Source organism: Pseudomonas sp. NEEL19 (assembly GCF_028751975.1).
Classification (GTDB): domain Bacteria; phylum Pseudomonadota; class Gammaproteobacteria; order Pseudomonadales; family Pseudomonadaceae; genus Aquipseudomonas; species Aquipseudomonas juntendi.
This window is the reverse complement of record NZ_CP081491.1, coordinates 331,745-352,542: the sequence shown is the minus strand read 5'-3', so window position 1 is coordinate 352,542 and position 20,798 is coordinate 331,745. Positions and strand designations below refer to the sequence as shown.

At 61.0% G+C, this 20,798-nt stretch carries 13 protein-coding genes and 3 pseudogenes; 11 read left to right on the top strand and 5 right to left on the bottom strand.

Annotation, left to right across the window (positions count from 1 at the left end; genetic code table 11):
- Positions 1–126: 126 nt before the first annotated feature.
- Positions 127–3,060: a bifunctional [glutamate--ammonia ligase]-adenylyl-L-tyrosine phosphorylase/[glutamate--ammonia-ligase] adenylyltransferase gene (gene glnE, locus K4A76_RS01555; RefSeq protein WP_274411398.1), complete on the bottom strand. Its 2,934-nt coding sequence runs from the start codon at positions 3,058–3,060 to the stop codon at positions 127–129.
- 383 nt (positions 3,061–3,443) lie between these two features.
- On the opposite strand from glnE, the gene aceE reads away from it, so the two are divergent.
- The 5 genes from aceE to K4A76_RS01530 all read left to right on the top strand — a co-directional run bounded on the left by aceE (position 3,444) and on the right by K4A76_RS01530 (position 12,122).
- Complete coding sequence (gene aceE, locus K4A76_RS01550; protein ID WP_274411397.1) at positions 3,444–6,089, top strand: pyruvate dehydrogenase (acetyl-transferring), homodimeric type; 2,646 nt, start codon at positions 3,444–3,446, stop codon at positions 6,087–6,089.
- A gap of 13 nt (positions 6,090–6,102) precedes the next feature.
- Complete coding sequence (gene aceF, locus K4A76_RS01545; RefSeq protein ID WP_274411396.1) at positions 6,103–7,731, top strand: dihydrolipoyllysine-residue acetyltransferase; 1,629 nt, start codon at positions 6,103–6,105, stop codon at positions 7,729–7,731.
- 249 nt (positions 7,732–7,980) lie between these two features.
- A complete protein-coding gene (locus K4A76_RS01540; protein ID WP_115293277.1) occupies positions 7,981–10,671 on the top strand; it encodes a putative bifunctional diguanylate cyclase/phosphodiesterase in 2,691 nt (896 codons plus the stop codon).
- Between the two features lie 155 nt (positions 10,672–10,826).
- Positions 10,827–11,495 (top strand): peptide-methionine (S)-S-oxide reductase MsrA, encoded by a 669-nt coding sequence (msrA, locus tag K4A76_RS01535; RefSeq protein WP_054904284.1) that lies wholly within the window; start codon positions 10,827–10,829, stop codon positions 11,493–11,495.
- A gap of 3 nt (positions 11,496–11,498) precedes the next feature.
- On the top strand, positions 11,499–12,122 hold the full coding sequence (locus tag K4A76_RS01530; protein WP_054913393.1) for a glutathione S-transferase: 624 nt from the start codon (positions 11,499–11,501) through the stop codon (positions 12,120–12,122).
- Between the two features lie 175 nt (positions 12,123–12,297).
- Here K4A76_RS01530 and rloA2 read toward each other — a convergent pair whose 3' ends face one another.
- The gene (gene rloA2, locus K4A76_RS01525) at positions 12,298–12,798 is read right to left on the bottom strand and encodes a retropepsin-like aspartic peptidase RloA2 (protein WP_274411395.1); all 501 of its coding nucleotides are present in this window, start codon (positions 12,796–12,798) and stop codon (positions 12,298–12,300) included.
- 182 nt (positions 12,799–12,980) lie between these two features.
- On the opposite strand from rloA2, the gene K4A76_RS01520 reads away from it, so the two are divergent.
- Positions 12,981–13,868: an acyltransferase gene (locus K4A76_RS01520; protein ID WP_274411394.1), complete on the top strand. Its 888-nt coding sequence runs from the start codon at positions 12,981–12,983 to the stop codon at positions 13,866–13,868.
- Positions 13,869–14,091: 223 nt separating this feature from the next.
- Positions 14,092–15,441, top strand: a complete 1,350-nt coding sequence (locus K4A76_RS01515) for an APC family permease (protein WP_274411393.1) — start codon at positions 14,092–14,094, stop codon at positions 15,439–15,441.
- A gap of 219 nt (positions 15,442–15,660) precedes the next feature.
- Here K4A76_RS01515 and K4A76_RS01510 read toward each other — a convergent pair.
- Positions 15,661–16,140: pseudogene (locus tag K4A76_RS01510) on the bottom strand (DUF2780 domain-containing protein); the annotation flags it as partial.
- A 160-nt stretch (positions 16,141–16,300) separates the two neighbouring features.
- Between K4A76_RS01510 and K4A76_RS01505 the strand changes: the two are divergent.
- The 3 genes and pseudogenes from K4A76_RS01505 to K4A76_RS01495 all read left to right on the top strand — a co-directional run.
- Entirely contained in the window at positions 16,301–17,272 is a 972-nt protein-coding gene (locus tag K4A76_RS01505) for an RHS repeat-associated core domain-containing protein (protein ID WP_274411392.1), read from the top strand.
- Positions 17,273–17,525: 253 nt separating this feature from the next.
- Positions 17,526–17,768, top strand: coding sequence for a hypothetical protein (locus K4A76_RS01500; protein WP_274411391.1), 243 nt, complete (start codon positions 17,526–17,528; stop codon positions 17,766–17,768).
- 26 nt (positions 17,769–17,794) lie between these two features.
- Positions 17,795–17,962, top strand: a pseudogene (locus K4A76_RS01495) (hypothetical protein); the annotation flags it as partial.
- Between the two features lie 199 nt (positions 17,963–18,161).
- On the opposite strand, the gene K4A76_RS01490 reads toward K4A76_RS01495, so the two are convergent.
- Complete coding sequence (locus K4A76_RS01490; protein ID WP_173887347.1) at positions 18,162–18,737, bottom strand: DUF2780 domain-containing protein; 576 nt, start codon at positions 18,735–18,737, stop codon at positions 18,162–18,164.
- A gap of 576 nt (positions 18,738–19,313) precedes the next feature.
- Positions 19,314–19,577, bottom strand: a pseudogene (locus K4A76_RS01485) (DUF2780 domain-containing protein); the annotation flags it as partial.
- A gap of 231 nt (positions 19,578–19,808) precedes the next feature.
- Here K4A76_RS01485 and K4A76_RS01480 point away from each other — a divergent pair.
- Entirely contained in the window at positions 19,809–20,735 is a 927-nt protein-coding gene (locus K4A76_RS01480) for an RHS repeat-associated core domain-containing protein (protein ID WP_274411390.1), read from the top strand.
- Positions 20,736–20,798 lie beyond the last annotated feature (63 nt).

Genomic DNA, 20,798 nt, shown 5'->3' with positions numbered 1-20,798 from the left:
GTGAAGCATGAGCCTTTGGGGCTGCTTTGCAGCCCATCGCGACACAAGGCCGCTCCTACAAGGGAATACGTTCTCCTGTAGGAGCGGCCTTGTGTCGCGATGGGCCGCAACGCGGCCCCAACATTCTCAAGTCAAACCCAGCTCACCCCAGATCCGCCGCACCTCACGGCGTTCATCGGCAAACTGCGCCGCATCGATCACCCCGGCCTGTTTCTGCAGGGCCTGGCGGTGCGAGGCCGAGCGGTACGCCTTGTACACTTCACGCAACAGCACCGCGTCACTGGCCGGCAGCAAACCTGCCTGCTCCAGCTCTTCCAGAATGCGGATGTTATCGGTCCATCGGAGTATGGCCGGGTGCTCGTGGCCCCAGGCCAAAGCGGCGTATTGCACCATAAATTCGATATCGACGATACCGCCGGCATCCTGCTTGATATCGAACGGCATGCCAGCCTCGAAGGCATTGCCTGCAGTCCCGGCGGCGGTGGCCTTGGTGCCCAGGTTGTCACGCATCTTGGCGCGCATTTCGCTCACTTCGCTGCGCAGCTTCCCAAGGTCACGGGCCTGGCCCAGCACCTTGGCGCGAACGCTCTCGAAGGCAGCCCCCACCTGCTTGCAACCGACCAGCACACGGGCCCGCACCAGGGCCTGGTGCTCCCAGGTCCAGGCTTCGTTCTGCTGGTAGCGCTCGAAGGCCCCCAGCGAACTGACCAGCAGGCCCGAAGCACCTGACGGGCGCAGGCGCATGTCCACGTCATACAGCTGGCCCGAGTTGGTCTGGGTGGTCAGCAGGTGAATGATGCGTTGGCCAAGGCGGGTAAAGAACTGCGCACTGTCGATCGGCTTGGCCCCGTCGGTTTCCGCCTGCGGGTCGCCATCGTGGATGAACACCAGGTCCAGGTCCGAGCCGTGGCCCAGTTCCAGCCCACCCATCTTGCCGTAGCCGATGATGATGAACCCCGGGTCGCACAGGCTGCCGTCACTGCGCTTGGGCTGACCGTGGCGGGCCACGGTCTGGCGCCAGGCCAGCGCCAGCACCTGGTCGAGGATAGCCTCGGCCAGCCAGGTCAGGTAGTCGCTGACTTTCATCAAGGGCAGGTTGCCGCTGATTTCCGAGGCCGCCACGCGCAGGCTGTGGGCCAGCTTGAAATGGCGCAGCGCCTCCATCTGCTGCTCAAGGTCGTCTTCGGGGATGCGCGTCAGGCGCTCGCGCAGTTCGCTGGCCAGCTCTGGCGCCAGTGGGGGGCTGAACAGGCGGCCCTCATTGAGCAACTCATCGAGCAGCAGCGGGTAGCGGGCCATCTGCTCGGCGATCCAGGGGCTGGCGGCGCACAGGGTCAACAGTTGGCGCAGTGCACCCGGGTTTTCCGTCAGCAGCACCAGGTAGGCCGAACGCCGCGCCACCGCCTCTACCAGCGGCAATACCCGCTCGAGTACCAGGTCGGGGTTGTCGTGCTCCACCGCTTGCGCCAGCAAGCGTGGAATAAAGGCATCCAGGCGCTCGCGCCCGATGCGTTGCATGGAGCGCAGCTGCGGGCTTGAGCGCAACGCGGCCAGGCGCCGCAGAGCGTCCACAGGCGCCTTGAAACCGGCCTCCTCCAGCTGGCGACCAGCCGCTTCCTCATCCTGGGCCTGCTCCCACAGCGGCGACCATTCGCCGCCCACCACCAGCTCGCCTTCACCGTCTTCATCGTCCGGGTCGGCAATGACCTGGCGGAAATGCCAGTCGATGCGGCCACGCCAGTACGTCAGCTGGTCATGGAAGCTCTGCCAGTCGGCAAAGCCAAGCATGAAGGCGACCCGCGCCTGATCGGTCTCGCCCTCGGGCAGCATCTGTGTCTGGCGGTCGGCGATGGCCTGGATGGCGTGCTCGGTATAACGCAGGAACTCATAGCCTTCGCGCAGCTCAGCCACCACTGCCGGCGGCAGGTAGCCCTGGCCTTCGAGGGTGGCCAGCACCTTGAGCAATGGCCGCTGCTGCAGGCTGAGGTCACGCCCACCGTGGATCAGCTGGAACGCCTGGGCGATGAACTCGACCTCACGAATGCCGCCAGCACCGAGCTTGATGTTGTCGGCCATGCCCTTGCGCCGGACTTCCTGCTGGATCAACTGCTTCATGGTGCGCAGCGCTTCGATGGCGGAAAAGTCCAGGTAGCGGCGGTACACGAACGGGCGCAGCATTTCCTGCAACTGCGCGCCAGCAGCCTGATCGCCGGCCACCACCCGAGCCTTGATCATGGCGTAGCGTTCCCAGTCGCGCCCCTGGTCCTGGTAATACTGCTCCAGGGCATTGAAGCTGAGCACCAGGGCCCCGGCAGAGCCGTAAGGGCGCAACCGCATGTCGACGCGGAATACGAAGCCGTCGACGGTCACCGGGTCCAATGCCTTGATCAGGCGCTGGCCCAGGCGGGTAAAGAACTCCTGGTTGTCCAGCGAGCGCTTGACCCCTTCGGTTTCACCGCCCTCGGGGAAACCGAAGATCAGGTCGATGTCCGAGGACAGGTTGAGTTCGACCGCGCCCAGCTTGCCCATGCCCAGCACAACCATGTGCTGCGGCTGGCCACTGCGGTTGCCGATGGGCGTCCCGAATTGCTGGCAGTGGCGCGGGTAAAGCCATTGGTAGGCTTCGTCGATGCAGGCATCGGCCAGGTCTGACAGGTCGCGGCAGGTTTCGCCAAGTTCCGCCTGGCGGGTAATGTCACGCCAGATGATGCGCACTTGCTGCCGGTTGCGCGCGCGGCGCAGGTTGCGCGCCAGTTCCTCTTCGCTTTGCGCCGCCTGCGCCGCCGCGGCAATTTGCCCGCGCAGCTCCCCCGGGGCATAGCGCCGTTCCAGCTCACCGCTGGCCAGCAGGGCAAACAGCATGGCCGGGTCGCGCTGGGCCACGCCCAGCACGAAGTCGCTGGCCGCGGCCACCTGGTCGAACTGGTGCCGCTGGGCCGCACTGCAATCGTTCAGGTCCAGTTCGGGGTGAGCCGCCACGGCATCGCGCAGGAACTGCTGGTTGCGAGAAACCAGCGGCTGCAAGCTGGCAGGCAGATCGGAGGGCAAAGGTAGGCGCATGGTCTATCCTTGATCGGCGTGAAATAGAGGGAAAAAAGCGGCCAAGGGGAAGCCGGACCACGGTTGGACTGTCGTACAAAAGTTGGAAATAGCTGAAAAAAATGCAAAATTGGCAACAAACATCAAGAAACACCCGTTCGCGACACAATGCCAACCAACATGAACGTTTTTCCTCACAAGCCAACGTGCGACCAAACGTCGCACAATTGTAGTTTTACTACTACTCGTGTCGTGTAAAAGCATGAAATGCGCAAGCAAATGTAGTAAAACTACAACGCGCCGGACGACACCCCGGTAATCCAAGAATTCACGACGTCTGCCCATAAGGCCAGTCGCAATCTCAGGCAATCGATTCTGGTTGCCTTTCCGCCCTGGAGCAAGCCATGCAAGACCTCGATCCAATCGAAACCCAGGAATGGCTGGATGCCCTGGAGTCGGTCCTCGACAAAGAAGGCGAAGACCGCGCTCATTACCTGATGACCCGTATGGGCGAGCTGGCCACCCGTAGTGGTTCCCAGCTGCCGTATGCGATCACCACGCCATACCGCAACACCATCCCTGTCACCCACGAAGCACGCATGCCTGGCGACCTGTTCATGGAACGCCGCATTCGCTCGATGGTGCGTTGGAACGCCCTGGCCATGGTCATGCGTACCAACCTGAAAGACTCGGACCTGGGCGGACACATCTCCAGCTTCGCCTCCAGCGCCACCCTGTACGACATCGGCTTCAACTACTTCTTCCAGGCCCCGACCGAAGAACACGGCGGCGACCTGATCTTCTTCCAGGGCCACGCTTCCCCAGGCGTCTACGCCCGCGCCTTCATGGAAGGCCGCATCAGCGAAGAGCAGATGAACAACTTCCGCCAGGAAGTGGACGGCAACGGTCTGTCTTCGTACCCGCACCCATGGCTGATGCCTGACTTCTGGCAGTTCCCGACCGTTTCGATGGGTCTGGGCCCGATCCAGGCCATCTACCAGGCCCGCTTCATGAAGTACCTGGAAGCGCGCGGCTTCATCCCTGCCGGCAAGCAGAAAGTCTGGTGCTTCATGGGCGACGGCGAGTGCGACGAGCCGGAATCGCTGGGTGCAATCGCCCTGGCCGGCCGCGAGAAGCTGGACAACCTGATCTTCGTCATCAACTGCAACCTGCAGCGCCTCGACGGCCCGGTTCGCGGCAACGGCAAGATCATCCAGGAACTCGAAGGCGTATTCCGTGGCGGTGGCTGGAACGTCAACAAAGTCGTCTGGGGCCGCTTCTGGGACCCACTGCTGGCCAAGGACACCAACGGTGCCCTGCAGCGCCGCATGGACGAAGTCATCGACGGCGAGTACCAGAACTACAAAGCCAAAGACGGCGCGTACGTTCGTGAGAACTTCTTCAACACCCCGGAACTCAAGGCCATGGTCGAAGACCTGTCCGATGACGAGATCTGGAAGCTCAACCGTGGCGGCCACGACCCGTACAAGGTCTACGCGGCTTACCACCAGGCGGTGAACCACAAAGAGCAGCCGACCGTCATCCTGGCCAAGACCATCAAGGGTTACGGTACCGGTGCCGGCGAAGCCAAGAACACCGCGCACAACACCAAGAAGGTCGACGTCGACAGCCTGCGTCACTTCCGTGACCGCTTCGACATCCCGGTCAAGGATGCCGACCTCGAGAACCTGCCGTTCTACAAGCCGGAAGAAGGTTCTGCCGAAGCCAAGTACCTGGCCGAGCGCCGTGCTGCCCTGGGCGGTTTCGTACCTCAGCGCCGCGCCAAGAGCTTCAGCGTGCCAACCCCGCCGCTGGAAACGCTGAAAGCGATCCTGGACGGCTCGGGCGACCGCGAAATCTCCACCACCATGGCCTTCGTGCGTATTCTGGCGCAGCTGGTCAAGGACAAGGACATCGGCCAGCGCATCGTGCCGATCATCCCGGACGAAGCCCGTACCTTCGGTATGGAAGGCATGTTCCGCCAGCTGGGTATCTACTCGTCGGTCGGCCAGCTCTATGAGCCAGTCGACAAAGACCAGGTGATGTTCTACCGCGAGGACAAGAAGGGCCAGATCCTGGAAGAAGGCATCAACGAAGCCGGCGCCATGTCGTCGTTCATCGCTGCCGGTACCTCGTACAGCTGCCACAACCAGCCGATGCTGCCGTTCTACATCTTCTACTCGATGTTCGGCTTCCAGCGTATCGGCGACCTGGCCTGGGCCGCTGGCGACAGCCGCACCCGTGGCTTCCTGATCGGCGGTACTGCCGGCCGCACCACCCTCAACGGTGAAGGCCTGCAGCACGAAGACGGTCACAGCCACATGATGGCGGGCACCATCCCGAACTGCCGCACCTACGATCCAACCTACGGCTACGAGCTGGCGGTGATCATCCAGGACGGCATGAAGAAGATGACCGAAGAGCAACAGGACATCTTCTACTACATCACCGTGATGAACGAATCCTACCAGCAGCCAGCCATGCCGGCCGGTGTCGAGGAAGGCATCATCAAGGGCATGTACCTGCTCGAAGAAGACACCCGCGAAGCGGCACACCACGTACAGCTGATGGGCTCCGGCACCATCCTGCGCGAAGTGCGCGAGGCGGCGAAGATCCTGCGTGAAGAGTTCAACGTCGGTGCCGACGTGTGGAGCGTCACCAGCTTCAACGAACTGCGTCGCGACGGCCTGGCCGTAGAGCGCGCCAACCGCCTGAAGCCTGGCCAGAAGCCACAAGCGACCTACGTCGAGCAGTGCCTGGCCGGTCGCAAAGGCCCGGTCATTGCCTCTACCGACTACATGAAGCTGTTCGCCGAGCAGATTCGCCAGTGGGTACCGAGCAAAGAGTTCAAGGTCCTGGGTACCGACGGTTACGGTCGCAGCGACAGCCGCAAGAAGCTGCGTCACTTCTTCGAAGTTGACCGCCACTTCGTGGTGCTGGCTGCCCTGGAAGCCCTGGCTGACCGTGGCGAGATCGAACCCAAGGTTGTTGCAGACGCTATCGTCAAGTTCGGCATCGACCCGGACAAGCGCAACCCACTGGACTGCTGAGGAGTATTTTTAAGTGAGCGAACTCATTCGCGTACCTGACATCGGCAGCGGTGAAGGTGAAATCATCGAGCTGTTCGTCAAGGTCGGTGACCGTATCGAGGCTGACCAGAGCCTGCTGACCCTGGAGTCCGACAAGGCCTCCATGGAGATCCCGGCGCCCAAGGCCGGTGTCATCAAGGAGCTGAAGGTCAAGCTGGGCGACCGCCTGAAAGAAGGCGACGAACTGCTGGTGCTGGAAGCCGAGGGCGCCGCTGCTGCGGCCCCTGAGGCGCCAGCCGCTGCACCGGCCGAGGCTGCAGCCCCGGCGCCGGCCGCTGAAGCCGCCCCTGCCCCAGCGGCAGCGGCTGCACCGGCTGCCGCCGCCGTGCAGGACATCCACGTGCCAGACATCGGTTCGTCGGGCAAAGCCAAGATCATCGAAGTACTGGTCAAGGTCGGCGACACCGTCGAAGCCGACCAGTCGCTGATTACCCTAGAGTCCGACAAGGCCTCCATGGAAATCCCGTCGCCAGCTGCTGGCGTGGTCGAAGAAGTCCTGTGCAAGCTGGAAGACGAAGTCGGCACTGGCGACCTGATCTTCAAGCTGAAGGTCGCTGGCGCAGCACCTGCTGCTGCCCCGGCACCTGCCGCCGCTGCCCCGGCCAAGGCTGAGGCTGCCCCGGCTGCCGCACCTGCTGCGGCAGCCCCTGCGCCGGCTACCACCGCGCCGGCTGCCGGTAGCAACGCCAAGGTCCACGCAGGCCCGGCGGTGCGCCAACTGGCCCGTGAATTCGGTGTCGACCTGGGCGCAGTCGCGGCCACCGGCCCGCACGGCCGCATCCTGAAGGAAGACGTGCAGGTCTACGTCAAAGCGATGATGCAAAAGGCATCGAGCGCCCCGGCAGCTGCCGGCGCGACCGGTGGCGCCGGCATCCCGCCGATCCCTGCCGTGGACTTCAGCAAGTTCGGTGAAGTGGAAGAAGTGGCCCTGACCCGCCTGATGCAGGTCGGTGCCGCCAACCTGCACCGCAGCTGGCTGAACGTGCCGCACGTGACCCAGTTCGACTCCGCCGACATCACCGAGCTGGAAGCCTTCCGCGTGGCGCAGAAGGCCGTGGCCGAAAAGGCTGGCGTGAAGCTGACCGTGCTGCCACTGCTGCTCAAGGCCTGCGCATTCCTGCTCAAGGAACTGCCAGACTTCAACAGCTCGCTGGCGCCAAGCGGCAAGGCCATCATCCGCAAGAAGTACGTGCACATCGGCTTCGCCGTGGACACCCCGGACGGCCTGCTGGTCCCGGTGATCAAGAACGTCGACCAGAAGAGCCTGCTGCAACTGGCTGCCGAAGCTGCGGCACTGGCTGAAAAAGCCCGTACCAAGAAGCTCTCGGCGGACGAGATGCAGGGCGCCTGCTTCACCATCTCCAGCCTCGGCCACATTGGCGGCACCGGCTTCACGCCGATCGTCAACGCGCCGGAAGTGGCGATCCTTGGCGTGTCCAAGGCGACCATGCAGCCGGTCTGGGATGGCAAGGCCTTCCAGCCCAAGCTGATGCTGCCACTGTCGCTGTCCTACGATCACCGTGTGATCAACGGCGCTGCCGCCGCGCGCTTCACCAAGCGCCTGGGCGACGTGCTGGGCGACATCCGCACCATGCTGCTGTAAGGCGGCCCACTGCCCCTGCATGCAGGGGCAGTTCCTTTTTCGAGCTGCCACGCTCGTACCTCAACCCCGTCGATTGGCGGGGCTTTTTTTGCCCGCCGAAAAACCAGGCCAAACTACAGATTCCGGCCAGACCGCCGATAACCCCTACACGGCATCACACATGGCTGCTTGCCAGCCCTCGGCACATGATGCAACCTTGCCAGACCCGCAGCGGCCCTACGCAGCATTCCCTCTTCAAGCGAGTCTTCGATGAAAAGCCAACCCGATGCCGCCAGCCGTGTGGCGGCCGAGGTCGTCACGCAGTTACCCGTGCCCTCGCGGCTGGGCATGCTGCGTTTCGAAAGGCTCAACGAAGCCAGCTGGGCCATGCTTTACCTGGACCCAGCCTGCGAGCGGCAGTTCGGCCTGCATGCCGGCACCTTGTGCGCACAGTTCGATGCGCCCTACGCCAGCCTGATGGAGCCCGAGGCACGCTACCGCCTGCACGACGAGATCCAGCAGCAACTGGCCCAGCGCGGTTACTACCGGGTGCGCTATACCCTGCATACGCCCAATACCGCACTGCGCCTGCTGGAGGCGGGTGAAGCCTACAAGCAGCACAACCGCCTGCTGCTGCGTGGCTACCTGAGCGTGCTCGACGACCAGCCGCACGACGCCGCCGAGCAGGATGCCAACGACCTGGAGTCGCGCAACAACCGCCTGCAGTTGGCCCTGCAACTGAACCAGCGCGCCCAGCAGGAGCAACTTGAGCACCTGGAACGCGTGCGCGGCCAGCAGGACCTGATCCTGCGTTTGGCCCGCCAACGTTACAGTGCCGAAAACTCGCTGCTGGAAGCCGCCCAGCTGATCACCCAGAGCGCTTGCGAAATCTACAACGTCGACAGCGCCAGCATCTGGCACCTGGAAGATCAGCGCCTGGAGCCGATCACCGCGTGGAAACGCGACACCCAGGAACACCGCCGCCCCGAAGCCATCGACGCCAGCCGTTTCCCGGACTACCTCGACGCGCTGCACGCCAGCCGCGCCATCGATGCCCATAACGCCGGCCATGATCCGCGCACCCGTGAGCTGGCACGAAGTCTGTGCCCGGAAAACAAGGCCATGCTCGACGCCAGCATTCGTGTCGACGGCCAGGTGGTGGGTGTGCTGTGCCTGGAACAGACCGGTCAGCCGCGAGCCTGGCAGTCGGATGAAATCGCCTTCGCCGGCGAACTGGCCGACCAGTTCGCCCAGGTCATCACCAACCACAACCGCCGCGCTGCAGCCAACGCCCTGCACCTGTTCCAGCGTGCGGTCGAACAAAGCGCCAGCGCGTTCCTGCTGGTCAACCGCGATGGCCGGGTGGAGTACGTCAACCCAAGCTTTACCGCCATTACCCAGTACAGCACCGACGAAGTACAAGGCCGCCACCTCGGCGAGCTGCCGGCGCTGGAAAACCTCAATGAGTTGTTGTTCGACTCACCGTCGAGCCTGGCCATGGGCAACAGCTGGCAAGGCGAATTCAAGAGCCGGCGCAAGAACCTCGAGCCCTACTGGGGGCAGCTGTCGATTTCCAAGGTGTACGGCGACAACCGTGAGCTGACCCACTACATCGGCATCTATGAAGACATCACCCAGACCAAACTGGCGCAGCAGCGCATCGAACGCCTGGCGTACACCGACAACCTGACCAACCTGGGCAACCGCCCGGCGTTCATTCGCAGCCTGGATGAGCGCTTTGCCCGCGACGGCGAACACTCGATGTGCCTGCTGCTGGTAGACATCGACAACTTCAAGCGCATCAACGACAGCCTTGGCCATCAGACCGGCGACAAGCTGCTCATCAGCCTGGCCCGGCGCCTGCGCAACAGCCTGCACAGCGGCGGTATCCTGGCACGCTTTGCCAGCAACGAGTTCGCCGTGCTGCTGGACAACACCATCCTGGAAGATGGCCAGGGCGTGGCCTTGCAGTTGCTGCGCACCCTCGACAAGCCGATGTTCGTCGACAACCAGTTGATCAACGTTACCGCCTCGGTCGGCCTGGCCTATGCACCCTTGCACGGCAGCGACCCGGCCAGCCTGATGAAAAACGCCGGCCTGGCGCTGCACAAGGCCAAGGCCAACGGCAAGCACCAGGTGCAGGTGTTCACCGAAGTGCTCAATGCCGAGGCCAGCTACAAGCTGTTCGTCGAGAACAACCTGCGGCGCGCGCTGACCCAGAACGAGCTGGAGGTGTTCTACCAGCCCAAGCTGTGCCTGCGCAGCGGTCGCCTGCTGGGCCTGGAGGCGCTGCTGCGCTGGAACCACCCCGAGCGCGGCATGATCCGCCCGGACCAGTTCATCAGCGTGGCCGAGGAAACCGGCCTGATCATCCCCATTGGCAAGTGGGTCGTGCGCCAGTCCTGCCGCATGAGCCAGGAATTGCGCGCCGCTGGCATGGGCAACCTACATGTGGCCATCAACCTGTCGCCCAAGCAGTTTTCCGACCCGGACCTGGTGGCGTCGATCAGCAGTATCCTCAAGGAAGAAGCCCTGCCCCCGCACCTGCTGGAGCTGGAGCTGACCGAAGGCTTGCTGCTGGAAGCCAGCGAAGACACCCACCGCCAGCTGGAGGAACTCAAGGCCCTGGGGCTGACCCTGGCCATGGACGACTTTGGCACCGGCTACTCGTCGCTGAGCTACCTCAAGAAGTTTCCGATCGACATCCTCAAGATCGACCGTAGCTTCATCAACGAGATCCCCGACAACCAGGACGACATGGAAATCACCTCGGCAGTGATCGCCATGGCCCACAACCTGAAGCTGAAGGTGGTGGCCGAGGGCATCGAAACCCCGGAGCAGCTGGCATTCTTGCGCAGGCACCGGTGTGATGTGGGCCAGGGCTACCTGTTCGACCGGCCGATCCCGGGGCGCGAGCTGGCCGAGCGGTTGAAGCGCTATCCGCGTGGACCGGTGGCCTGACAGCGGCGTAAACCTCGGGCACTATAGAAGCCATTCGGGCCCCTTCGCGGGCACGCCCGCCCCCACAGGTTCCCCACAACGTTCATCCTGTGGGAGCGGGCATGCCCGCGAAAGCCCCAACACCTATCCAACTGATTAAACACAGAGGAACGGCCATGGTCCTGCGTTCGGAAATCCTGGTGAACAAAAACGTCATGCCTACCGCGGAACAGGCCCTGCCTGGCCGCGAAACGCCAATGAGCCTGCCCGAGTTCCACTACGTCTTCAAGGACACCCCATTGCTCGGCCCGTTCTTCGAAGGCAGCATCGACTTCGCCATCTTCGGCCTGGGCTGCTTCTGGGGTGCCGAGCGCCGTTTCTGGCAGCGCGAAGGGGTGGTCAGCACCGTGGTGGGCTACGCCGGCGGCTTCACCCCGAACCCAACCTACGAAGAGGTCTGCTCGGGCCTGACCGGCCACACCGAAGTAGTGCTGGTGGTGTTCGACAAGGACAAGGTCAGCTACCGCGAGCTGCTGGCGATGTTCTGGGAGCTGCACAACCCGACCCAGGGCATGCGCCAGGGTAACGATGTCGGCACCCAATACCGCTCGGCCATCTACTGCACCAGCCCGGAACAGCTGGAACAGGCCAAGGCCAGCCGTGACGCCTTCCAGGCCGAGCTGAGCAAGGCCGGGTTCGGCGAAATCACCACCGAAATCGACCAGGCACCGACGGTGTACTTCGCCGAGGCCTACCACCAGCAGTACCTGGCCAAGAACCCGGACGGCTATTGCGGCATCGGCGGTACCGGCGTGTGCCTGCCACCCAGCCTGCAAGGTAACTGAAGCATGAGCACGATGACGCTGTTCCACTCGCCCTTGTCGCCGTTCGTGCGCAAGGTGATGGTTGTGCTGCACGAAACCGGCCAGTTGCAGCGGGTGCAGCTACAGCCGGTCAACATCAGCCCGGTGAGCGGCGACCCGCAGCTGAACCAGGACAACCCGATCGGCAAGATCCCGGCGCTGCGCCTGGAAGACGGCACCGTGCTGCACGACAGCCGGGTGATCTGTGAGTACCTCGACCAGCAGCACGTCGGCCTGCCGCTGCTGCCACGCGAAGGCTCGGCGCGCTGGCGGCGCCTGACGCTGGTGTCGCAGGCCGATGCGGTCCTGGATGCAGCGGTATCGTGCCGTTATGAAAGCTTCCTGCGGCCTGAAGACAAGCGCTGGGACGGTTGGCTGCAGGCGCAGGGCGACAAGATTCGCCGTAGCCTGGCCAACCTGGAGCAGGAGCATTTGCCTGAGCTGATGTCCGGGTTCGACCTGGCGGCGATTGGCGTGGCCTGTGCGCTGGGGTATCTGGACCTGCGTCAGCCCGAGCTCGGCTGGCGCGAGCACCAGCCCGGGCTGGCCGCGTGGTATGCCGAGGTGAGCAAGCGGCCGTCGATGGTCGCCACTTCTCCGCAGGGCTGAAGGGCCTCTTCGCGGGCACGCCCGCTCCCACAGGGACAGCACAGTATTCGAAAGCTGTGCAGTACCTGTGGGAGCGGGCGTGCCCGCGAAGGCCTCACCTGGGTACCACAGGAAACAACTGCCCAATCCTGACCCAATCAGCGCCCGAGCTGTTTGCCCTCCCTCAAGCTACGTATCAGCAGTCTGGGTTGCCAGCAGTAAATTTCTTCGCTGGGTTGACCGCCGCCTTGAACTCGCGCAGCGCCTTGGAGCCAATCAACAGCGGGTAGTTGAAGTTGCTGCGGTCCACCAGGTTCACTTCAACAGTGCGTTTCACGTCACCCAGGCACAACTGCAGGTCGACCACCGGGCGCTTGGAAACTTCTGGCGTATCCCCTTCGTCTTCCTCATCGGCCCGCCCTTTGATCTTGCTGATACGCGAGACCTTGTGCTCGTAAACTTTGCCATCGGCGTCCTTGGTCGCCAGGCGAAAGCGCACCCACTCATCGCCATCGCGGGTGAACAACTCGATATCCTTGGCCGACAGCGACGCGGTAAAGGCGCCGGTATCCATCTTGGCTTTCAACGTTTCGCCCAGCTCGGGCAGGGCGATATTCTCGTAACGGCCGTAGAGGGTAGGGTCGGCGGCCATCACCGGCAGTGACAACAACGACAACAGGGCAAGCAAAGGTTTCACAGGCAGGCTTCCTTCAAAGAGGTCAGTGCTTAGACTGCACTGGCAGGATAGGTTCGTTGTCACAAGGTTATCCAACATGTTGTGAAACATTTGTTCCTGCCGCCGGGCATCGGACATTTGGCGTAGGCCCCGGCGCTGCTTATCATTGCGCCCTGCCAATTTCATACAACAAGAGTTTCCTTATGCGTCGCCTGCTTACCGGCATTCTTACGACCACCCTGCTGCTGCTCAACACCTTGGTGCTGATCTGCCCGCTGCTGGTCTTCGCCCTGCTCAAACTGGTGTTGCCGGGCCGTGGCCGTGACTATGCCTCGTGGGCGGTGATGTGGGTGGCCGAAACCTGGTCGGAAATCGACAAGGCCATCTTTGCCCTGTGCATCCCCACCCAGTGGGACATCCGCGGCGTCGAGAACCTGCGCAAGGACACTTCCTACCTGGCGGTGAGCAACCACCAGTCCTGGGTGGACATTCCGGCCCTGATCGAAAGCCTCAACCGGCGCACGCCGTTCTTCAAGTTCTTCCTGAAAAAAGAGCTGATCTGGGTACCGCTGCTGGGGCTGGCCTGGTGGGGGCTGGATTACCCGTTCATGAAGCGCTACAGCAAGGCCTTTCTGGCCAAGCACCCCGAGCTGAAGGGCAAGGACCTGGAGATCACCAAGGCCGCCTGCGAGCTGTTCAAGCGCCAGCCGGTGACCGTGGTCAACTACCTCGAAGGCACGCGCTTCACCGACGCCAAGCGCCAGGCGCAACAGTCGCCATACCGTTACCTGCTCAAGCCCAAGGCCGGTGGCGTGGCGTTCGTGCTGGCGGCGCTGGGTGAGCAGCTCGATGCGCTGCTGGACGTGACCATCGTGTACCCAGGCAACAAGGCGCCGGGGTTCTGGGATTTGCTCAATGGCAGCATTAGCCGGGTGATTATCGACATTCAGGTGCGTGAGCTGGACCCTGGATTATGGGCGGGGGATTACGAGAACGATCCTGAATTCCGCCAGACCGTGCAGGCCTGGGTGAACCAGTTGTGGTTGGACAAGGACCAGCGGATCGAGCAACTGCGGGGGGAGATGGGCTGAGGTCTTTACCGCCTGATGGGGCCTCTTCCCGGGTGAACCCGCTCCTACGCAGGGTGGTGCTACCTTCGGGCTTGGGCTGCCACCCGCGGCCCGCTTAGGCAGCCCAACAATACGATTAAAAGCCAGGCTAATAATCAACATAAGGATTACTTTTTTGTCATCCCCCACTCAAGTGGATAAAAATCGACCAAAGCACAACTAAAAAAACGCTCTGGATCGTTCGATGGCCAACCCACCCAGCTCCAACTCCGCTCAGCTTCGCCGTGTTCTCGGCCTTCCGGCCCTCGTGTTCTTCGGCCTGGTGTACATGGTCCCGCTAACCATCTTCACCACCTATGGCATCGTGACAGAGCTGACCGGGGGCCGCACCGCCAGCGCCTACATGGTCACCCTGGTGGCCATGCTGTTCACCGCCGCGTCCTACAGCTTCATGGTCAAGCGTTTCCCAGTGGCAGGCTCGGCGTACTCCTACACCAACATGGCTTTCGGCCCCAACGTCGGTTTCCTCGCTGGCTGGTCGCTGCTGCTCGACTATCTGTTCCTGCCGATGATCAACTACCTGTTGATCGGCTTGTTCCTCAATATCGCCTTCCCGGCCATCCCGGCGTGGTCCATTGCGCTGGCCTCGATCGCCCTGGTTACCGTACTCAACGTAGTCGGTATTCATTCGGTGGCCAAAACCAGCAACCTGATCGTCGGCGCGCAGATCGTCTTCATCGTGGTATTCGTGGCGTTGTCATGCCAAACGCTGGCCGGCCAGCCGCTCGACCTGCTGTCGCCGCTGCTGGGTGACGGCTCACAACCTGGCTTTGGCGCGCTGATGGCTGGTGCGGCGGTGTTGTGCCTGTCGTTCCTTGGCTTCGATGCCGTTTCGACCCTGGCTGAAGAATGCCGCGATGCCCGCCGCGACGTGCCACGGGCGATCATCCTCACCACCCTGTTCGCTGGCGTACTGTTCACCGTGCTGGCCTATGTCAGCCAGCTGGTCATGCCGGGCACCACCTTCGCCAATGCCGATGCGGCGGCCAACGAGGTGATGTTCAAGGCGGGTGGGCAGTTCCTGGCCAACTTCTTCACCGCAGCTTTTGTTGCCGGCAGCCTGGGCTCGGCGCTGGCCTCGCAGGCGGCAGTGTCGCGCATCCTGTTCACCATGGGCCGTGACAACGTGCTGCCGCGGCGCAGCTTCGGTTACCTGTCGCCACGGTTCGGTACCCCGGTGTTCGCCATTTTGCTGGTGTCGGCGTTTTCGCTGCTGGCGTTGGTGATCGACCTGGCGACCCTGGCCTCGCTGATCAGCTTTGGTGCGCTGGTAGCGTTTTCGGCGGTAAACCTGGCGGTGGTGAAGACCCACCTGATGGATGACGGAGCGCAGCGCAACGTCAAGGGGCTGCTGTGCTATGGCCTCGTGCCGCTGGTGGGCCTGGCGTTGACCTTGTGGCTGTGGACCAGCCTGTCGGCGCTGACCCTGGTGATCGGCCTTTGCTGGTTTGCCCTGGGTCTTGCCTACCTGGCCGTACTGACCGCCGGCTTCCGCCGCCCGGTGCGCCTGGTGGACTTCACAGAAACAGCCTGACTCCGCGTTCCCGGGCTTGACTCCGCTTTCCCGGACTTGCGCGGTCGCTTGTAGGAGCGGCCTTGTGTCGCGAAAGGGGCGCGCAGCGGCCCCGGCAATCTTTGACGCGAAGCTGAAATCCTGGGGCCGCTGCGCAGCCCTTTCGCGACACAAGGCCGCTCCTACAGGACAGCGCCAGCCTTCAACGGCTGGGATGCCAGCCCTGGCGCTAAAGAGCCATCAGACCGAAGGCTGAGCCAACGGCGCTGGCGTGGTCCACAAACTCCCCAGGTTCTGCAGCAACGAACCAGCAACCCCCTGCTGCCCCAGGTAGTGCAGCAGCAACGGCGCGAACTGCCCGATCATTCCGGTATCCATACCCAGTGCCTTGAAGGCATTGTCCAGATCGCTACGGTTCTGCACGTCGTTACCCAATGCCTTGTCCAAAGCCGACTGGCTACCCTTGCTGCTGCCAAGCAAATCCCCCAAGCCGCTTAGCCCGCCCAGGGCATTGGCACCCGACAACAGGTCCAGGCCCGGTACCGCCTTGGTTAACTGGCCATAGTCCTCGCTGCTCAGGCTGTTGCGTGCCAAACCCAGCATGGCCCCCGCCCCGCCCACGGCCTGTTCGGGGGTAATGTTCAACTGGCTGCCCAAGGTGTTGAGCAGATCGGCCTGGGCCTGGGGCGCCTGTACCTGGCCTTGCTGTTGCTGATTTTCCGAGAGGGGCCTCGTTGAGCAGAATGGCCTGGAAAACGAGAGATCTGACTGGCGCTCATTGGGCTTGCTCCCACCGTCTGATAACTAGCAAAACTACCAGTTGTGGTTATGCAATGCTTCGCGCAGCATCAAGCACTCCGACAACTGTTGGGTGAATATTATGTCGAACAAAACAAACGGAAGAACCGAACCAGCTTGCGAAGCGACCGGCCTGCGCTTGAAAAAAATGTCAAATGACAATTCTTTACTCTTCTATCAAAATGGTCATTTAACCACAACAGTATCTCCGCACGGGCACCGTCATATTGTCCGCGTGCAAGATACAGCTTTGGCGCAACTCGAAAGAGCGCAGGCCACAAAACTATTGACGAGCGATCGCGCCAATTCTGTCTTGGGCCTACTCGACAGGGTCATGACGTACTCACCTTACGGCCATCTGGATACCTCGGAAGACGCCGTGCTATTGGCCTTCAACGGTCAATGGCGTGACCCGCGGACCTTATGCTACCTATTAGGTAGCTATCGGCTGTTCCGTCCGCAACTACAGCGGTTTTGTAGCCCAGACTCTTTTAGTCCCTTTGCCAGTGGTGGCTTGAACGCTTATAGCTACTGCTTTGGCGACCCCACAAACCATACAGATAATTCGGGTCATATAGCATACAGAATATTAAGGCGTCTCTCGCCCAAGTTCAGGAATATTGAGTCAGAATCCAAATACTACAATTCAAAAATTAAAAATTTGGTAAATGAGGCCAACAAGGCACAGAGAAAAGTAAACTATATTGAAAATGAATACCAATACAAACCTAATAAACTACTCAAAGACACCGTGAATATGATAGAAAATCCCGATAAATACGAAAAGAGTCTTAGAAAATACCAAGCAAAGTTAGCACCTGCCGAAGAAAATCGCGATAATCTCTATAGAAAGCAGCAAGAAAAACTTCCCAGCTACGTAGACAAGTCTGTTGGGCCAGAACAGGGGGCTGGGCTAAAGGAGCGCTTAGCCGCGGCTTTCAAAGCACGGCGGCAGGCTAGGAGGGATGAAACCGCAGAGCCGGAGTGGATTGGAGAGTTTTTTGAGAGCTTACCCCATCAAGTTTCCGCCGTCAGGAGGGCCTTATTCAACTGAGTAGTGACTTTCCAGGGCTGGAACGGGATGATCTGGGCTGGGCTCTAGTCTCGGGCGGTCGCTGCGAAATCAGCAACCGGCTTTGACAGGCCGCACTCGTCAACCACATGGCTTTTGCCGTTATGGCAGCTGTGCATGGGGCACTCATGTGCGCCGGGTTTTGGTTGACCTACCGGTCTGTCAACCCATGTCCAGCTGCCTCCTTCTTGTTTGACAGCAGACCGGTGGTGGCATCACTTAGAGGTCATCCAGCATGCTTAAGATCGTCCCCGATCCACCCCACACTTACCATTCCCTAGAAGAAACACTCATCCAGGCCGCGGAGTACGCCCTGTGCGCGCAAACGGTCGCGCAGCAGGCGGTGCTGCTGCAGCCCAAGTCGCCAGGCTCGGTACTGATCATGGCGACGATGCATGAACTCGAGGCGTTGCGAGCGCTGCTTGAGGCATCCTTGATCCAGGTCCAGTTGCCTTTTGAGCCGCGGACGTTGCATTAAGGGCTTCAAGCCTTGCGTTGCCTGAGCTGGCTCTGTGGCTGTGGACCAGCCTGTCGGCGCTGACGCTGGTGATCGGCCTGTGCTGGTTTGCACTGGGCCTTGCCTACCTGGCGGTACTGACCGCCGGCTTCCGCCGCCCGGTGCGCCTGGTGGACTTCACAGAAAACAGCCTGACTCCGCCGTCCTGGGCTTGACTCCGCTTTCCCGGGCTTGCGCGGTCGCTTGTAGGAGCGGCCTTGTGTCGCGAAAGGGCCGCGCAGCGGCCCCGGCTATCTTTGACGCGAAGCTGAAATCCTGGGGCCGCTGCGCGGCCCTTTCGCGACACAAGGCCGCTCCTACAGGACAGCGCCAGCCTTCAACGGCTGCGATGCCAGCCCTGGCGCTAAAGAGCCATCAGACCGAAGGCTGAGCCAACGGCGCTGGCGTCGTCCACAAACTCCCCAGGTTCTGCAGCAACGAACCAGCAATCCCCTGCTGCCCCAGGTAGTGCAGCAGCAACGGCGCGAACTGCCCGATCATTCCGGTATCCATACCCAGTGCCTTGAAGGCATTGTCCAGATCGCTACGGTTCTGCACGTCGTTACCCAATGCCTTGTCCAAAGCCGACTGGCTACCCTTGCTGCTGCCAAGCAAATCCCCCAAGCCGCTTAGCCCGCCCAGGGCATTGGCACCCGACAACAGGTCCAGGCCCGGTACCGCCTTGGTTAACTGGCCATAGTCCTCGCTGCTCAGGCTGTTGCGTGCCAAACCCAGCATGGCCCCCGCCCCGCCCACGGCCTGTTCGGGGGTAATGTTCAACTGGCTGCCCAAGGTGTTGAGCAGATCGGCCTGCGCCTGGGGCGCCTGTACCTGGCCTTGCTGTTGCTGGTTTTGCATGGCGGATACGGCGTTGGCGGCGTCGCTGAGGTTGAAGGCGAACACCGGGCTTGCGGCCAGGGTCATCAGGGTTGCCAGGGTGAATGCTTTCATCGGGAGGGACCTCGTTGGCCGGGATGGCCTGGGAAACGGGGTGTTTGACTGGGGGGGCGAGGGTTTGTTCCGGGCTGCTTGTCACCTAACAAATTTGCTAATTGCGACCGCATGCGATGCCGCGCAGATTGGAAATCTCCAATTGCTTCTTGCAACTCGAGAATATGGTGACCACTCCTACAGACCGAAAAACATCAAGCATAGCCTCCGTAGAGCCTAAGACGAGGGATGCTGGCCTTTAACATATAAGCACATTGCAGAGACTATCCGTTCAGCTTGGATTGGACCTGGGCGACGAGAATAATCTAGGCGCTCCATCTTAATTTTCAGCTTTTTCCACTTACTTGTAGGACTGTTGGCGTCGGCCCTCGCCCAGGTTCAACGACCGGCGGATGCAATGCTGCACTAAATCGCACGCATGTTTCGCCTGGGTTGGCCTCATCGCTGGAAAGCCAGCGTCGCCATCAGGCCGATGCGGCAGCGAACGAGGTTATGATCAAGTCAGGCGGGCAGCCGCCTGACTATATCGGCCCTTGTGTAGGAACGGCCTTGTGCCGCAAAAGAGCCGCAAAGCGCGCCCCGCGCATTGCTCAACGCAGACTGGCTCTGGCTGTTCTTGCCCAGCAAATCCCCCAAACCACTCAACCCACCCAGGGCATTGGCACCAGACAGCAGGTCCAGCCCCGGCACCGCTTTGGTCAGTTGGCCATAGTCGTCGCTGCTGAGATTGTTGCGCGCCAACCCCAACATCGCCCCAGCCCCGCCCACGGCCTGCTAAGGGGTGATGTTCAATTTACTGTCCAAGGTGTTGAGCAGATTGGCCTGCGCCTCGGGCGCCTCGCCTGGAGATTTGCGGGTTTGGTCCGGGGCGGCTGCCGGGGTTGCACGCGCTTCCAATTGCCCAACTGGGTACCTGATATTTTTGTCAGTTAACAACTGACATAGCCGCCTATAAACTGAGCTACATAAACATCGGGCACATCCACTTAGCGATGTAAAATATTCTCCTATTAGAAGCGCACCGACTTCCGCAAGGGTGCTCCACGATGACTGACACAGGGAGAAATATCAGTGAAAATATTCTATAACGCCTCTTCCCCATGCACTCTAATTGAAAAAAACACCAGCATTTCAATCGTCAGGTCACCCAACGTAATTTTAGCCGAAAGCGAATCAAGAGAAAGTACCATTACACTGAAGCTTCTGACTTGCGACGAGCAAAACAGTCTGATGGCAAGCGCAAGCCCGGTTGCAACCCTGCACACACTTTTTACCCCGTTCGGATACACCATCAGCGGCGACCTCCTAACAACGGCATTCAAAGGAGAGCCATTACTAGCGGACAAGAAAGGTTATTTGCTCGGGAATGGATATCGAAATTACTCTCCACAGCTGATGCGTTTCCACAGTACAGATACTGAGAGTCCATTTGGCAAAGGTGGACTGAACAATTACGCGTTTGCTCTAGGAGACCCCGTCAACATCAGCGACCCTACAGGACACTTCCCATTCTTCCGAAGTTATCGTCGTTTCAGTGGAAAGTACATAAGCCAGGGAAGCCCTAGATTCGGGCACGTAATATATGACGCGAAGCACCCTCTGCAGCCTGGAGAGCGCATACTGACAATTGCGGGACATGGAACACGTGGCGCAATACAAGCAGCCCCGAACACTTTATGGGACGCTGACGATTTATATAACCAGCTCCGCAAATTAGATCGCGGCAAAAAAGAGCCTATACATCTAATTACATGCCACGGCGCCAACAGTCCTGAACAAGGATATGACTCATTAGCCATGGGACTCTCGAAGCTCACAGGCGCCCCTGTTATCGCTTACTCAGGAACTATCCACGGACTGATAAAAACAACAAAAAATGAAGCCAGATCAATCACCTACAGAGTAACAGAGAAAGTTAATTTCCTCGATAACCTCCTCGGAATTCGAAGTGCACGAAACATACGCAAAATTGTAAATGCACGAGACACCGCGGTTTAGCTCCGCAAGAATTAGGAGAGAGTGCAGATTCGCTTTTTTTAGGGCAAGTCAAAACTAGGGCGA